At 30.3% G+C, this 14,672-nt stretch carries 15 protein-coding genes, 2 tRNA genes and 2 rRNA genes; 10 read left to right on the top strand and 9 right to left on the bottom strand.

Annotated features, from left to right (window positions below):
• Nucleotides 1-22: 22 nt before the first annotated feature.
• The gene (locus tag PHZ07_00260) at nucleotides 23-991 is read right to left on the bottom strand and encodes a hypothetical protein (GenBank protein MDD3284012.1); all 969 of its coding nucleotides are present in this window, start codon (nucleotides 989-991) and stop codon (nucleotides 23-25) included.
• 14 nt (nucleotides 992-1,005) lie between these two features.
• Nucleotides 1,006-2,481 (bottom strand): hypothetical protein, encoded by a 1,476-nt coding sequence (locus PHZ07_00255; GenBank protein ID MDD3284011.1) that lies wholly within the window; start codon nucleotides 2,479-2,481, stop codon nucleotides 1,006-1,008.
• A gap of 94 nt (nucleotides 2,482-2,575) precedes the next feature.
• Between PHZ07_00255 and PHZ07_00250 the strand changes: the two genes are divergently transcribed.
• Entirely contained in the window at nucleotides 2,576-3,184 is a 609-nt protein-coding gene (locus tag PHZ07_00250) for an L-threonylcarbamoyladenylate synthase (GenBank protein ID MDD3284010.1), read from the top strand.
• A gap of 49 nt (nucleotides 3,185-3,233) precedes the next feature.
• On the top strand, nucleotides 3,234-3,452 hold the full coding sequence (locus tag PHZ07_00245) for a DUF167 domain-containing protein (protein MDD3284009.1): 219 nt from the start codon (nucleotides 3,234-3,236) through the stop codon (nucleotides 3,450-3,452).
• 54 nt (nucleotides 3,453-3,506) lie between these two features.
• Here PHZ07_00245 and rrf read toward each other — a convergent pair.
• Nucleotides 3,507-3,617 (bottom strand): 5S ribosomal RNA (rrf, locus tag PHZ07_00240).
• A gap of 91 nt (nucleotides 3,618-3,708) precedes the next feature.
• Nucleotides 3,709-6,844: ribosomal RNA gene (locus PHZ07_00235) — 23S ribosomal RNA — on the bottom strand.
• Between the two features lie 538 nt (nucleotides 6,845-7,382).
• Between PHZ07_00235 and PHZ07_00230 the strand changes: the two genes are divergently transcribed.
• The 5 genes from PHZ07_00230 to PHZ07_00210 all read left to right on the top strand — a co-directional run bounded on the left by PHZ07_00230 (nucleotide 7,383) and on the right by PHZ07_00210 (nucleotide 10,396).
• Nucleotides 7,383-8,408 carry an HD domain-containing protein gene (locus tag PHZ07_00230; protein MDD3284008.1) on the top strand — a complete coding sequence of 342 codons (1,026 nt, stop codon included), beginning with the start codon at nucleotides 7,383-7,385 and terminating at the stop codon, nucleotides 8,406-8,408.
• 249 nt (nucleotides 8,409-8,657) lie between these two features.
• A tRNA-Leu gene (locus tag PHZ07_00225) sits at nucleotides 8,658-8,745 on the top strand.
• 328 nt (nucleotides 8,746-9,073) lie between these two features.
• A complete protein-coding gene (locus PHZ07_00220; GenBank protein MDD3284007.1) occupies nucleotides 9,074-9,484 on the top strand; it encodes a nucleoside 2-deoxyribosyltransferase in 411 nt (136 codons plus the stop codon).
• A 15-nt stretch (nucleotides 9,485-9,499) separates the two neighbouring features.
• The gene (locus PHZ07_00215) at nucleotides 9,500-9,961 is read left to right on the top strand and encodes a tryptophan-rich sensory protein (GenBank protein MDD3284006.1); all 462 of its coding nucleotides are present in this window, start codon (nucleotides 9,500-9,502) and stop codon (nucleotides 9,959-9,961) included.
• A gap of 3 nt (nucleotides 9,962-9,964) precedes the next feature.
• On the top strand, nucleotides 9,965-10,396 hold the full coding sequence (locus PHZ07_00210) for a pyrimidine dimer DNA glycosylase/endonuclease V (GenBank protein MDD3284005.1): 432 nt from the start codon (nucleotides 9,965-9,967) through the stop codon (nucleotides 10,394-10,396).
• A 1-nt stretch (nucleotide 10,397) separates the two neighbouring features.
• Here PHZ07_00210 and PHZ07_00205 read toward each other — a convergent pair whose 3' ends face one another.
• Both PHZ07_00205 and PHZ07_00200 read right to left on the bottom strand, forming a co-directional pair.
• A complete protein-coding gene (locus PHZ07_00205) occupies nucleotides 10,398-10,805 on the bottom strand; it encodes a hypothetical protein (GenBank protein ID MDD3284004.1) in 408 nt (135 codons plus the stop codon).
• A gap of 4 nt (nucleotides 10,806-10,809) precedes the next feature.
• Nucleotides 10,810-11,352 (bottom strand): hypothetical protein, encoded by a 543-nt coding sequence (locus PHZ07_00200; GenBank protein MDD3284003.1) that lies wholly within the window; start codon nucleotides 11,350-11,352, stop codon nucleotides 10,810-10,812.
• 134 nt (nucleotides 11,353-11,486) lie between these two features.
• Here PHZ07_00200 and PHZ07_00195 point away from each other — a divergent pair, with 134 nt between their 5' ends.
• The 3 genes from PHZ07_00195 to PHZ07_00185 all read left to right on the top strand — a co-directional run bounded on the left by PHZ07_00195 (nucleotide 11,487) and on the right by PHZ07_00185 (nucleotide 12,660).
• Nucleotides 11,487-12,080 (top strand): hypothetical protein, encoded by a 594-nt coding sequence (locus PHZ07_00195; protein ID MDD3284002.1) that lies wholly within the window; start codon nucleotides 11,487-11,489, stop codon nucleotides 12,078-12,080.
• Between the two features lie 88 nt (nucleotides 12,081-12,168).
• Nucleotides 12,169-12,253: transfer RNA gene (locus tag PHZ07_00190), tRNA-Leu, on the top strand.
• Nucleotides 12,254-12,417: 164 nt separating this feature from the next.
• Entirely contained in the window at nucleotides 12,418-12,660 is a 243-nt protein-coding gene (locus PHZ07_00185) for a GIY-YIG nuclease family protein (protein ID MDD3284001.1), read from the top strand.
• A gap of 317 nt (nucleotides 12,661-12,977) precedes the next feature.
• Here the strand turns inward: PHZ07_00185 and trmD are convergent, their stop codons facing one another.
• The 3 genes from trmD to PHZ07_00170 all read right to left on the bottom strand — a co-directional run bounded on the left by trmD (nucleotide 12,978) and on the right by PHZ07_00170 (nucleotide 14,597).
• Nucleotides 12,978-13,622 (bottom strand): tRNA (guanosine(37)-N1)-methyltransferase TrmD, encoded by a 645-nt coding sequence (gene trmD, locus PHZ07_00180; GenBank protein ID MDD3284000.1) that lies wholly within the window; start codon nucleotides 13,620-13,622, stop codon nucleotides 12,978-12,980.
• Nucleotides 13,623-13,685: 63 nt separating this feature from the next.
• Nucleotides 13,686-14,039, bottom strand: coding sequence for a KH domain-containing protein (locus PHZ07_00175; GenBank protein ID MDD3283999.1), 354 nt, complete (start codon nucleotides 14,037-14,039; stop codon nucleotides 13,686-13,688).
• Between the two features lie 102 nt (nucleotides 14,040-14,141).
• On the bottom strand, nucleotides 14,142-14,597 hold the full coding sequence (locus PHZ07_00170) for a GNAT family N-acetyltransferase (GenBank protein MDD3283998.1): 456 nt from the start codon (nucleotides 14,595-14,597) through the stop codon (nucleotides 14,142-14,144).
• Between the last annotated feature and the right edge of the window lie 75 nt (nucleotides 14,598-14,672).

The raw sequence follows: 14,672 nt of genomic DNA, 5'->3' as shown, positions 1-14,672 counted from the left end.
TATTTTTATTCACAATTCAAAATTATAATAAAATTTCTCCATCAAAATCATAACTATTTCTATTATCTATAAAATTCTTGTCTCCGTGAGCTGAGTCATAATAAGATTTTGAAATTATATTTTTTTGTATAAATAATATCACATCGAAAAAAGTAGAAAAATTTTTAGAATCTTTTTTGTATCTCTCAATAGCTTGATTCTTATTAATAGATGTCGCCAAATAATAATTTTCTAAAAGTGGTTTTATTTGACTATTAAAATATTTAGTCTGTGTTTCTCTATTTAATGCAAAAAACGTTGCAAAAGATTGCCAACCGCTTTTTGACACTATTTGATTTAAATCTTCTGGACTAATATCCTCTTTATAAGAAGAATAAAATTCCCTAAAATCAAAATAATCATTGTCTTCATCTTTGACACCAAAACTTTTTCCAGCATCTTGTATATAATAAAACTCTGGAAATTTTGAATCATCATACCATTTTTTGTTCTTTATTTGTTTTGCTATACCAGAATATGAATTCAAAATATATCTTTGCTCCCACTGAAATAATCCAGCACCCTTGAATTTATTCAAATTAATTTTTGTATTATTATCGTTAGGATTTGTTTTTAAATATTCTTTTATAGACTTTTTCAATATTGCTATTTGCTCTTTTTGATGAGGCTCTTTTATTTCTAATTCAGAAAGTTGAATAAGCATCTGTTTGTATTCTTCACTTAGTCCTTCTAAAGATCCCAAAAATACACTTAGATCTTTAATGTACCTATCTGAATCTCTTATTATAGATTTTGGATCATAATTTTCTCTTTCTGGGCTTGTCTTAATAATCTCTCTTATCTCATCTTTATGTTCTTTTAGTAATTTATAAACACTAATTATTTTAGCTAAAATATCATATCTAAATTCTTTTTCATGACCTATTTTGAGTCCATTATAGCCAAGTATAAAAGCGACTTCTTCTTTTGGATAGCCAGATAATATATCCATAATTTCCTCTTCACTTAATTGTGGATTTTTTCTTTTGCTCTTTCAAATAATTTTGGTTCAATCATAGTATTAAAACAAGATTGAAAAGACTTATCTCTGTCACATAAATCATCTAAATATTTATTTTCATCATCAAATCTAGATCTACCTTCATAACCAAGTATATCATTTGATAATTTAAGACCTTTGTTATATTCTTCATACCACTCTCTATCTACAAATCCTTTGCGTCTTGACATACTATTTGCACTGTCTTCATCTATCCCGAGAGCTCTATAATTATTTTCTTGAATTGAGTCTATTACTCTAAATTTAATATCTGTATTTTGGTTTTGAGCCCATAATAAGGTTTTTAAAGCTTCAAGTGGCTTGTCATTTGCTACAAATCCCATATCACTAGAAACACCCATAGGTATATAAACTTGTTTTTTATGAGGATTTTTAATTTCTGGTTTATATTCTCTTATATCATGCTCTATTTCTTGATTAAAGTTTATTGGCAAATCAACAACACTTTCATCAAGAATAACTCTTTCCATATTTAATTTTAATCTCTCAAAAAAAAGTTTACTTTTATCATCTTTTGGATTTTTCATATTAACTGAATCAATAAAAATAGCCAAAAAATGTTTTGTTACTGTTTTTCTTTTAATAAATTTATTGCTCAACTCTTCTAATATATATTTAATTTTTTTGGACTGATCTGATTTTTCCTTAGTAGTCATTAAAATTTCCATAACCTCATCAACTGAACCATGCAAATCCTTAAAAATTATTTCTTTTAATTTATCCTTATCTAAATCTTCTAAAGTAAATTTTTTGCAATAGTCGGATAATCTATTTATATAATTATCTACAGATATAACAATGTTTCCATATAATTTATAAAAATCTGATATAAGCTTTTTATCTTTCGACAAATCTTCAATTTCTAAAAGTTTATTCTCACTTTTTTCATCTACATCTAAAATAAATTCCTTATTTAGCCCCCCAACTCCATATTCATTACCAGATTTAAATATTTTAGAAACTCTATCTAGATCATTTTCTTGTAAAGCTTTCAATAAAAAATTTAGAGCTGTCGGATCTACATCTAATACGTTAAAATTAAAAATCTTTTTAATTATATCTAATTCTCTAATAATATCTGAGCTTATTTTTGAAGAAGGTCTTTTAATGCTCGTTTTTGATTCAAGGATATTGCTTTCTAAAATTTCTTTTCCTTTCTTAAAAATGTTATTACTTAAAAAACCCTTCTTAACTCTAGAATTAAATTTCAAATGTTGTACAAAATTTACTTGACTTAGATAACCCTCTAACTCTAAAATCATAATTTGTAATTCTACCTTATTTATATTCAAAAGACTCATCAATTCTTCTTGTTGATTTTCTTTTTGATCAATTACAAAATCTTCTGATTTTTCTTCAAATTCTAAACTTGTTGAATTGTCCAGATTCTGAGCTAGATTTCCTTTTTCAAAACTATTCATAAAATTTTTATTATATAGCTATTTTACCTTATTTTCTTTAGCTGATGCAACGTCCGACGTTGCCAACGTCGGACGTTGGGTATAAAATAAATTCATGGTAATAAAACAAATCGACATCAAAAATCCAGATCAAGAAATTATTAATGGTGCAGTTGAAATGCTAAAATCTGGAAAAATAGTAGTCTATCCAACAGATACTATTTATGGTATTGGTTGCGATATTTTAAACAAAAAATCAATTCAAACAATTCAGACAATAAAAAACCGCAAAAAACAAAAACCACTAAGTATAATTTGTAGTGATTTAAAAGATATTAGCAGATGGGCAAATGTTTCAAACATGCAGTACAAAATTTTAAAAAAATATCTACCAGGACCATATACATTTATATTAACAGCATCTAGTGATGCTCCAAAAATTCTCCAAGACCCAAAAAGAAAAGCAATTGGAATTAGAATCCCTGATAATCGTGTTTGTCTTGATATTGTATCAAGCTTAGGAAATCCAATTGTTACAACAAGTGTAAATTTAGCCGGTGAAATAAATTATATAAATCCTAATGATATAAAAAAGGATTGGTATGGAAAAGTAGATCTTATCCTTGATGCAGGAGAGTTAAACAATGAACCATCAACAATAGTAAGTTTGGTAGATGATAATATTGAAATTTTGAGACAAGGAAAAGGTATTTTTGATTTTTAAAAAATCATCACGTAGAGGCGTAGCATTGCTACGCCTCTACCATTGATATATGAAATACAATATAAAAATTCAAACAAATGCCAAAAAAAATGAAATCACGGAACAACGTGATGATTTTTTAAAAATAAAATTAAATGCAATCCCAGAAAAAGGAAAAGCAAATGAAGAACTTATAAAATTTCTTTCAAAACATTTCAAAACTTCAAAATCAAATATAGAAATTATAAAAGGACATACAACTCATAATAAAATTGTTGAAATAAATTAAATTTTGAAAACACATAAAAAGAAAAACTCGAGTATAAACTCGAGTTTTTCATATAATTGGCAACTACCTACTTTCTCACAAAAATGCAATATCATCGGCGCAAGTGAGCTTAACTGCCGGGTTCGAAATGGGACCGGGTGTTTCCCCACCGCTAAAATCACCAAATTCCTGACGTGAACTGTGATTCACATCAAGCTATCTAATGATTTTAATTTATTTTAAGTTATACTTTCTTTCAAACAAACACTTAATGTTTCAGTGATTGCTCGGTAATTAGTACTCCTCGGCTAAAATTATTACTAATCTTACACCTAGAGCCTATCAACCTCGTAGTCTACAAGGTACCTAAATAAGGAATTCTAATCTTGGAGACGGCTTCGCGCTTAGATGCTTTCAGCGCTTATCCAAACCAAACATAGCTACCCAGCAATGCTCTTGGCAGAACAACTGGTACACCAGAGGTTTGTCCTTTCCGGTCCTCTCGTACTAGGAAAGGGACTCCTCAAAATTCCATGCGCCCGTAGTGGATAGGAGACCGAACTGTCTCACGACGTTCTGAACCCAGCTCGCGTACCGCTTTAATTGGCGAACAGCCAAACCCTTGGGAGCTTCTTCACCCCCAGGATGCGATGAGCCGACATCGAGGTGCCGAACCTTGCCGTCGCTGTGGACGCTTGGGCAAGACTAGCCTGTTATCCCCAGAGTAACTTTTATCCGATGAGCTTCCGCCGTCCTATATCGAATATTAGATAAATCTAATATTATAAACGGTCGGATCACTAACTTCTGCTTTCGCAACTGCTCGGGTCGTACCCCTTGCAGTAAAGCTGGCTTATGCGTTTGCACGACCACATCCCGTTTCCATCGGGAGCTAGCCAACCTTTGTAAACGCCTCCGTTACTTTTTAGGAGGCAACCGCCCCAGTTAAACTACCCGCCTAACACTGTCTCCTAGCCTGATTCAAGGCATAGGATTAGATTTAAAAGCACATAAGGGTGGTATTTCACTGGCGACTCCACCTTGTCCGAAAACAAAGTATCAAAGTCTCCCACCTATACTAAGCAAATATACCCCTAAACCAATATCAAGTTATAGTAAAGCTTCATGGGGTCTTCTCGTCCGACTACGGGTAACCGGCATCTTTACCGGTATTGCAATTTCACCGAGTTCTTCGTTGAGACAGTGTCCAAGTCGTTATGCCATTCGTGCAGGTCGGAACTTACCCGACAAGGAATTTCGCTACCTTAGGACGATTATAGTTATCGCCGGCGTTCATCAGCGCTTCGGATCAAGGCTTGCACCTCTCCCCTTAACGTTCTGACACTGGCCAGGCATCAGCCCCTATACTTTAGCTTACGCTTTTGCAGGGACCTGTGTTTTTGGTAAACAGTCGCTTGGACTCTTTCGCTGCGGCCCCGATTGCTCGAGGCAGGCCTTATCCCGAAGTTACGGCCGCTGTTTTGCCGAGTTCCTTAACGAAGATTCTCTCGTACACCTTAGGCTACTCGCCTCACCCACCTGTGTCGGTTTGCGGTACGATTACTTTAAACCGTAGCTCTTAGAGGTTTTTCTTGGTGACCTATCCTTGATAATTGACCTTGACCGAAGTCTCAATCTTCTGACCTCTCAGTGACTTCACGTTTCCCGGATTTACCTAAGAAACATCACATCCAGACCAACGTCTATAGCCAAAAAACGCTATCAATTCAAAACCACGTCACCCCATCGATAATTTAAAGTAGGGCAGGAATATTAACCTGCTCTTCCATCGCCTACGCCTTTCAGCCTCGGCTTAGGATCGCCTAACCCTGAGATGACAATCATTGCTCAGGAAACCTTGGGTTTACGGTGGACAGGATTCTCACCTGTCTTTTTGTTACTCATGCCAACATTCTCTCTTCTATATCCTCCACCCTTCCTCGCGGATCAGGCTTCAGTGAATATAGAATGCTCCTCTACCACCTATAAATTATTAATAATTTATAGATTCCTATTTTCGGTACTTAGTTTAGCCCCGTTACATTATCGGCGCACTATCACTTAACTAGTGAGCTATTACGCTATCTTTAAAGGATGGCTGCTTCTAAGCCAACCTCCTAGCTGTCTAAGTAATAACACCGCCTTTTACACTTAACTAAGATTTTGGGACCTTAAATGAGGATCTGGGCTGTTTCCCTTTTGACTGATGAAGCTTAGCCCCCATAGTCTGACTCCTGCCGTATAGAGTATCTAGTATTCGGAGTTTGGTTAGAGTGGATAAGATTTCTCCCTCCACCCCATTCAGTGCTCTACCCCTAGACTCCACGACAAGGCTAGCCCTAAAGCTATTTCGAGGAGAACCAGCTATATCCGAGTTCGATTGGCATTTCACCTCTAACCACAACTCATCCCCTAGTGTTGCACGGCTAGTGGGTTCGGACCTCCAGTACATGTTACTGCACCTTCATCCTGGTCATGGTTAGCTCACTCGGTTTCGGGTCTTATTCATGCTGTCTTTCAACCAAATAGCATAAGTTAAGCATAACTTATACTATTTGATTAAATACGCCAATTTCTGACTCGCTTTCGCTTTGCCTACTCCCTTATGCGGGATTAAACAAACAACATAAATAAACTCGTTGGCTCATTCTTCAATAGGCACGCCGTCATCCCGTAAACGGGACTCCGACTGCTTGTAAGTATACGGTTTCAGATACTATTTCATCTCCCTCACCGGGATGCTTTTCACCTTTCCCTCACGGTACTTGTTCACTATCGATCACTAAAAGTATTTAGCCTTAGCGCATAGTCACGCTGTATTCCTTCAGGATTTCTCGAGTCCTAAAGTACTCAAGTAAACTACCATAGAGCAATAACCCCTTTTATGTACAGGACTTTCACCTTCTTTGGTTAAGCTTTCCAGCTTATTCTACTAGGGAAGTCATTATTGTAGACTCCATCTCGGATTCATAAGCTCCGAACATAATTTACTATACACCACATAAGCAACGACTTATGATCTTTAAAGATAATCTTTTCTAAAAAGCGAACTTCTTAAAATTGACAATCAACACTCATATGGTTTAGGCTCTTCCCCTTTCGTTCGCCACTACTTAGGGAATCGAAATTTCTACACTAAGAGTCCACAAATAATTTGTAAACCTTAGCGTAAAAACTGTATCTTCTTTCTTTTCCTCTGGGTACTAAGATGTTTCAATTCTCCAGGTTGCCTTCATTAACCTATGTATTCAGTTAATGATACTGACAGTTTCATTGTCAGTGGGTTGCCCCATTCGGAAATCTCCGGGTCAAAGGTTGCTTATCACCTCACCGAAGCTTATCGCAGATTGCTACGTCCTTCATCGCCTTTTAGTGTCAAGGCATCCACCGTATACTCTTAAAATTGCAATCACTGAAACATAAAATATTTCTTTGTTTCAGTATACCTTAAAATAAATTTTCAATGAGCTAATTTTTGCTCACAATAATATAAGCAATAATTAGTAGTAAGTAGCACCAAGGTGCGAGAGATTCTACAAAAGATTTCTCCAGTTTGAGAAAAAAATATTTCTACCAGATAAATCTTCATAAGAAAGCCTGATATTACTACTAGTTATTGATTACATTTTTAAGGTTCAAAAAAACCGCTATCTAGCGGTTCTATAACTAATAAAATTAGAGTATTAAAATCCGCTCAATCTATATTTGTTTGTTATATTTTTTTCTATTTGATACAAGTTTTTTTGTTAATTATTACTTGTGGATAACTGTAAATAATTATATAGAAAATAAAAAATAAGTCAAGAGCTTAAAACACATAAATAATAAACTTTAATCCAAAGTTTAAAATATTAAATATTTATAATACTATAATTATAAAATAAAAAAATTTATGTTGACAAAATACAATAATAATGCTATTATTATAAACATTATTAATAATAAAAAACTATGAAGGAAGCTGAAAATTTATATAATAATACAAACAGTGCTGAATCTCTAAATTTAAATGATGAATATTATTTCAAATTACCTGAAATGAAAAATAATAGTCAAATGAAAAATGACAATGAAAATGGAACAGAAAAACAAAAATACTCTCAAGTAATAGAAATGAGAGAATACTTATATGCACAAGATATAGAAGAAGAAACCGATCAAGAACTAAAAGAAAAAAAAGAGGGAAATTTGGCAGTTTTAGAAAATCATAATAAAACAGTTTTGGATTACGCGCTTCTAATAATGGAACAAATTCCAAACTTATCAAAAAAAGAAAAAGTTTCTGCAACTACTGCAACTATTTTGCATGATAGCGGAAAATTAATATCTGATTTAAAAACCCATCATACTGCAGGCATCCAAAGAGCAGAAGAAATATTAAAAAAAATAGAAGGTACAACAATAGATGGAATAAAAATAAATGATCAATTTATAGAAACTGTAAAATCTGCAATAGAAAGACATATGAACCATCCTTTTTTGGTAAAATATATAAATAGTGGAAAAAGATACCCTGATCCCATAACTATAGAAGATAAAATTGTTTTTGATGCAGATATGCTCGCAAACATAGGTTTTAAAAATGTTGGATTTAGATTAAATACAGAAAAGTTTATGAATGAAGATACAAAAAAATCTTTAGAAGAAAATACATCAATATTGGAACAAAGTTTCATAAATGTTTTAGAAGGAGAAGATGGAGCAAAAAGATTGATAGACGTTTTACTTCTAGAAGAAAGTAAAGATACGGCAATAGATTTAATAAAAACTATAGACAAAATTTTTGAGGATCTAAAAAACGAAAAAGTATTTTATGAAATTCAAAATATATTTTCTGAGAATGGAATATTTAATATAGAAACAATAAAAAATAAGGGCGGTCTTAATTTATTAAAAGATGTAATAAATGAAAAAATAAAAAAATCAGGTATAAAATTTGAAATAAATCCAAAGATAATAGCTTATATTCAAATATAAAAAATTAAAAAATAATAAAGACTATAATATACTTGCCTAATAAATACAATTATGTATAATATTAAGTATAATTTTGAAAATGAGTTTTAAAAACTGAGCAATTAACTTACATCAAAATTCATCATTCATCATTCATAATTAAAAAATGCCGTGGTGACGCCCTACTTCGCTAAAGCTTCGTAAGGGCGAAAAATTATAATATATTCTGTAATTAAGAAATTTAGTAAGCTTTAAAAAATTTATGTTTGTGCCGTGGTGGCGGAATTGGTAGACGCGTTGGACTTAAAATCCAATGGATGTATAATTCGTGAGAGTTCGAGTCTCTCCCGCGGCACCACCTCTCGACAAGTTCGAGAGTTTTTATTTTTTATAAAACATTATTAAAACAAAAATTAAGGAGAGACGAAAAGTTTATCCCGCCGAAACTTTCTTGACTCCCGAAGCTTCAGCAAAGGGAGTAGTGAAGGCGGGAAGTCTCTCCCGCGGCACCATCAAAAATACTTATCACAAATAGGTATTTTTGTTTTGTTGGTAAATATTATTTAATCTAATTCAAAAAATTTTAAATTTCAACAAATAAAATCATATATACTTTTATTTACTCACTTATGTTATATAATTACTATTAGTTATATAATTACAAAACCAACAATAACCTAAATAACATGAAAATTTATTTTGCAGGATCAATAACTGGCGGAAGAGATGACAAAGATATTTATCGCCAAATGATCAAAATTTTATCTCAATACGGGACAGTTCTTACTGAACATGTTGGAAATGTTAATTTAAATTCAAAAGGTGAAATCAAAACAGATAAATTTATATATAATAGAGACATGAGTTGGTTAAAGGAATCTGATATTATTATTGCTGAAATATCTACTCCAAGTATTGGAGTTGGCTATGAACTTGGATCTAGTGAGGCAATGGAAAAAAATATTTTATGTTTTTATCGTGAACAAAAAGATAAAAGAATTCCTGTAATGATTTCTGGAAACAAAAATATAAAAATAGAAAAATATAAAACAATAGAAGATTTCGGAAATATTATTAAAAAATTTTTTAATAAATAATAATTAAACAAAAATATGTTAAAAAAAATAGCACAATTTATAGTCTCAATCTTAGTATGTCTCTCAGCTGGATTTATTGGTTCACTTTTTACAACACCAAATATTCCTACTTGGTATAGCACATTACAAAAACCATCATTTAATCCACCAAATTGGTTATTTGCTCCAGTATGGACTTCTCTATTTATACTAATGGGAATATCTCTTTATTTAATATTGCAAAAAGAAAACAATAAAAAAGCAATTTTCATTTTTACAATACAATTGATACTAAACATTGCTTGGTCTTTTTCATTTTTTGCATTACAAAATCCATTGTATGGATTAATAAACATTCTTATTCTGTTGATTTTTATAATATTAACAATAACAAACTTTTACAAACTTAATAGAACATCCGCATATCTATTACTCCCATATTTATTCTGGGTTTCATTTGCCACTATATTAAACTTCTATTTATATAAGCTAAATTAAAAAATGAGACTCTGGAGTATACATCCAAAATATTTAGACAAGATTGGTCTCGTAGCTTTGTGGCGAGAATCTCTTCTTGCAAAAAAAGTCCTTGAAGGAAAAACAAAAGGCTACAAAAATCACCCTCAATTAGAAAGATTCAAAAAATCAAAAAATTCTATTTCATCAATAAATCAGTATTTACTATATATAATAGAAGAAGCCAAAAGAAGAAATTATAATTTTGATGTAAAAAAGATTCAAATACCAAAAAAATTTGAAACAATAAAAGTAAACTCAAAACAATTAGAATATGAATTCAATCATCTAATAAAAAAATTAGAAAAAAGATCTCCAGATGAAATTAAAAAACTCAAAGCAATAAAAAAAATAGAAGCTAATTCTATTTTTGAAACTATACAAGGTAAAATTGAAAATTGGGAAAAATTAAAATAACTTAACTAGAGATATTTGGAGTATTTGGATTAATTAAATTTTGTATCGGTAAAGAAGGTTGATCAAAATCTTTTTTTGAATACACAAGCCAAGTAATAGAATATAATATAATTAATACAGCTACCAAAATTATAAACTTAGCCCAAATATTTATATCACCAAAATTATCTCCCAATACATAAAGTAATAATATATCCCCAGAAAACAAAAATCCTAAACTTATAGAATATATTTTGTGAATTATAATACCTGCAAAAATATATATACCAGTAAAAATAACTAATGTAGTCCAATAACTAAATACTTCATTTGTTTCAAGATAACTTGCAGTAAAAAAAGCTAAGGCGGTACCAAACAACAGTATAACACCACCAAATATCAATTTTATAGCTACATTTTTCTGATTCATGAAATTATGTTAATTTGTCTTTTAATTTCAATACTGACACTACAACAGCAACAATAAGAGCAAAAGCTGCTGCTATTATTCTGGCTCCTTGCCCTAAATTCCATAATTGAGCATATGTATAAATGAGAACCATAGCGCCACCTAATATATTACTATATATCAAAATTTTATTTCTCTTCATAAACATACCAGAAACTACCAATGTAAATCCAACAATTAAACCAAAAATAGTTCCTATTAATGAATTGTCTGTAGCTTCTATAAAGTATCTTACAACAATAGGAAATAATAGAGATAGAGAAAATCCTATACTAACATTGCGAATTTTATCTACAAAGTTTCCTATTTTATCTTCTCTAGACCTTTTAAAAAATTTAAATATCAATATAATAAACAAAATTGTAAAAACAGGTGACAATATAGAATATAATATTGAAAATGCTAAATTCCCATGCCCACTCATCATAAAATCACCAAAGGCAATAAATGTAAGTCCTAGAGCAAATATTATAATTGGCCAAATAAATACTATTGCTAAAATATCCATAAATAGATTGTATCAATATTTATTTTTTATTACAATATATTATTATGAAAACAATAATAGATTGATTTATAAGCACAAACTGATATCATTAATAATATAATAAATAACTATCCTAAAGATAGGATAAAAATTCTATGACAAAAAAAATACTAATAATATTATTTACACTTGTAATATTACTAACAGTGGTAATTTTATTCAAAAATAATAACAATACAAAAAATGTAGAAAATCCTCAAAACAATGAAGATGTAAAACAAGAACAATTATCCATAGAAGAAAAATTAAAAAATTATTTGAAAGACAATATATCAAACTTATCTTCAGAAAAAGCAGTTCTTGGTGGAACCTTCTATATTACAGATTTACAAATAGAAGAAAATAACAAAGCAATAGTAAGTTATGAAGATGGACATATCGCACTAAAAGCAAATTTTGATTATATTATAAATAACGAAACAATAGAAATAAGTAATTTTGAAATAATAAAAGATAATTCTGTAATTACAGAGAATCATTCACAATGCAATAATCATGAAGACTGTGTACCATTACCAGGATGTCATTCACGCAGTTGCATAAACAAAAAATTCATTGATCAATATCAAAAACCAGAAATGTGCACAACTCTATTTGATTTTTGTGCAGCTTATACAAGTGAAGATTGTATATGTCAACAAGGAACATGTTTCAATGAAAAATTGATGAGTGCAGAATGTAATAAATAGCATCTTGACTATATAAAATATTAAATCTATAATAATTTCATTATCAAAAGAGGTAATAAATTTATTATTCATTTGATAAATTGAAAATGCCGGGATGGTGGAATTGGTATACACGCATGCCTTAGGAGCATGTGCCGCAAGGCTTGGAGGTTCAAGTCCTCTTCCCGGTACCATTCTTCGCGTAGCGAAGAATGTCCTTCATAGCCTTTGGCGAAGAAGGACTTATTTTTTAATATTTGTTCTTCTGGTATAAATACGCTACGAATGGTACACCAATTCTCCGAAGGAGAGCACATGTATTTTAAAGGGTCGCTAATTTATTAGTGATTTTATTTTTATGTTTTATATTTATATTATTCAAAGCATTAATTTTAAATCCAAATTTTATACAGGTTTTTCTAAATATTTAAAAAATAGATTGAATGATCATAACAGAGGAATATCTCCATATACTAATAAATTTAGACCTTGGAAACTAATTTATTATTGCGTGTTTTTAGATAAGAAAAAAGCTTTAGATTTTGAAAGATATTTAAAAACAGCTTCCGGAATAGCTTTTAGAAATAAAAGATTAATCTAGATAAAATCTAATATTCAATATTTGGCATAAAATATAAAATACCTAGAAATAGGTATTTTTTGTTTGATTTTTAGTCTTAAATATGAGATTATAAATACATAAAATATTTAATTTTTATGATAAAAAATTGGAAAATTAGAATATAAACTTAATATACTACCTATTGTACTAAAAAACGCATTGAAAAATAAAAAAAGTAGTGATCTACTATATGGTAATTTTGATACTAATTTTCTAAAATCATAACTTCAAAAAGTAAAAAAACAATGGGCATAATAAATAAAAATACCTGCCTGCCAGTAGGTAGGAAAAAATAATCACTTTCTTTTTTCTCTTCTCCACGTCTCTATTTCCTTATGATTACCAGACAAAAGAATTTCTGGAACTTTATAAATATTTTTTTCAATCTTAATTTGCTCTGGTCTTGTGTATTGTGGATATTCTACAAAATTATCAGAATATGATTCTACACTAAGAGATTCTTCATTTCCAAGTACTCCTTTTATAAGTCGCGAGGCAGAATCAATTATCATAGCAGTTGCAAGTTCACTATTTGATAGCACAAATTCTCCCATAGAAATTTTTTCATCTACCAGCTCATCTACTCTAGAATCTATTCCTTCATAATACCCATTTACAAAAATTATTTGATCGAGTTTTGAAAATTCAAGTGCTTTTTTGTGATTGTATAATTTTCCTTTTGGATCAAGTAAAACTATTTTTGATTTCTTCTTCCTACGAATTGATTTTAATGCACGTGCTATTGGTTCAATTTTTAAAATCATTCCTGGTCCCCCACCATATGGTGAGTCATCAACACTTCTATGTTGGTCGGTAGTAAAATCTCGAAGATTTGTATAATTTATCTTTATTAATTTATTTTTTTGTGCACGACCAATAATACTCTCATTATAATAAGAGTCCAAAACTTTTGGGAAAATTGTGATTATATCGAATTGCATAATATATTAAATATAGAAAACAAAAAGCCATCTGTAAAGACGGCCTTTTGTTTTAAAAAAAATTTATAATTTTAGATCATCTACATCTGATGTTGATGCTTCTACTTCTGAACCTCTATGTTCTGAACTATGATGTTCTGAACTATTGTATTCTGAAGGAACTCTAACACCTTCTGGTTGATTTATCTTTAGGTTAACCCTTGCATTGTTCTTAGCACCTACTACTCTAAGTAGAGTTCTAATTGCTCTTGCTGTGTTACCTCTTCTGCCGATTATTTGACCCATATCATTTGGATCTACATCGAGAGTTAATAATACTCCCATTTCATCAACAGTTCTTGTTGCTTTTACCTTGTCTGGACTGTCTACAAGGAATTTTACAAGACTTTCTAGAAACTCTTTGTCTCTTTCTGACATTTCTTTATCGCTTATTTGTTAACTTACATCAATGGATTTATAGAAATCCATTATTTAAAATAATATCACTTCTAAAAACTTATGTCAATAATAAAAACCTAATTAAAAATCAATTCTCATGCAATTTCCTTTGTGTTTAAAATGTTCAAATCCAAATTTTTCATAAAACTTTATAAGATCATCTTTACAATCAAGAATCACTTTATAACATTTATTTTCTTTGGCAAAATCTATCGCACAATTCAACAATGCACTCGCTATTCCATTTCCTTCATACCCTTTTCTTGTTACAACATCTTCTATATGGCCAACTATAGATCCACCATGAATAAATTTTTGCTCTAACAATAATGAAATACTACCAACTATTTGCTCATCATCTGAAACAGCGACAAAAATATAAGTACCTTGAGATTTTATTTTATCATATATTTTTTTTGATTTTTCTAAATCCAAAATAGGAGAATCTGTTAAATTTCCTAAAGTATAAAAAAACCCCTTTTCTAAATCAAGATCACTATACTCTAATTCCCTTATTTTATAGCTTATTATAGACATAATTTAATATTCTCACTTATCAACAAAAAAATCAATAATAAGTATTGACATGTTTCTTGAAAAGGTATAATATTA

Source organism: Patescibacteria group bacterium (assembly GCA_028692545.1).
Classification (GTDB): Bacteria; Patescibacteriota; Patescibacteriia; order UBA1558; family S5-K13; genus STD2-204.
Note: the sequence above shows the minus strand (reverse complement) of the source record. Positions and strands in the feature narration are given on the sequence as shown.

What these genes read in the sequence shown, in the direction of transcription:
- PHZ07_00260 (MDD3284012.1), bottom strand. Translation starts at nt 991, where the DNA reads ATGGATATATTATCTGGCTATCCAAAAGAAGAAGTCGCTTTTATACTT.
- PHZ07_00255 (MDD3284011.1), bottom strand. Translation starts at nt 2,481, where the DNA reads ATGAATAGTTTTGAAAAAGGAAATCTAGCTCAGAATCTGGACAATTCA.
- PHZ07_00250 (MDD3284010.1), top strand. Translation starts at nt 2,576, where the DNA reads ATGGTAATAAAACAAATCGACATCAAAAATCCAGATCAAGAAATTATT.
- PHZ07_00245 (MDD3284009.1), top strand. Translation starts at nt 3,234, where the DNA reads ATGAAATACAATATAAAAATTCAAACAAATGCCAAAAAAAATGAAATC.
- PHZ07_00230 (MDD3284008.1), top strand. Translation starts at nt 7,383, where the DNA reads ATGAAGGAAGCTGAAAATTTATATAATAATACAAACAGTGCTGAATCT.
- PHZ07_00220 (MDD3284007.1), top strand. Translation starts at nt 9,074, where the DNA reads ATGAAAATTTATTTTGCAGGATCAATAACTGGCGGAAGAGATGACAAA.
- PHZ07_00215 (MDD3284006.1), top strand. Translation starts at nt 9,500, where the DNA reads ATGTTAAAAAAAATAGCACAATTTATAGTCTCAATCTTAGTATGTCTC.
- PHZ07_00210 (MDD3284005.1), top strand. Translation starts at nt 9,965, where the DNA reads ATGAGACTCTGGAGTATACATCCAAAATATTTAGACAAGATTGGTCTC.
- PHZ07_00205 (MDD3284004.1), bottom strand. Translation starts at nt 10,805, where the DNA reads ATGAATCAGAAAAATGTAGCTATAAAATTGATATTTGGTGGTGTTATA.
- PHZ07_00200 (MDD3284003.1), bottom strand. Translation starts at nt 11,352, where the DNA reads ATGGATATTTTAGCAATAGTATTTATTTGGCCAATTATAATATTTGCT.
- PHZ07_00195 (MDD3284002.1), top strand. Translation starts at nt 11,487, where the DNA reads ATGACAAAAAAAATACTAATAATATTATTTACACTTGTAATATTACTA.
- PHZ07_00185 (MDD3284001.1), top strand. Translation starts at nt 12,418, where the DNA reads ATGTTTTATATTTATATTATTCAAAGCATTAATTTTAAATCCAAATTT.
- trmD (MDD3284000.1), bottom strand. Translation starts at nt 13,622, where the DNA reads ATGCAATTCGATATAATCACAATTTTCCCAAAAGTTTTGGACTCTTAT.
- PHZ07_00175 (MDD3283999.1), bottom strand. Translation starts at nt 14,039, where the DNA reads ATGTCAGAAAGAGACAAAGAGTTTCTAGAAAGTCTTGTAAAATTCCTT.
- PHZ07_00170 (MDD3283998.1), bottom strand. Translation starts at nt 14,597, where the DNA reads ATGTCTATAATAAGCTATAAAATAAGGGAATTAGAGTATAGTGATCTT.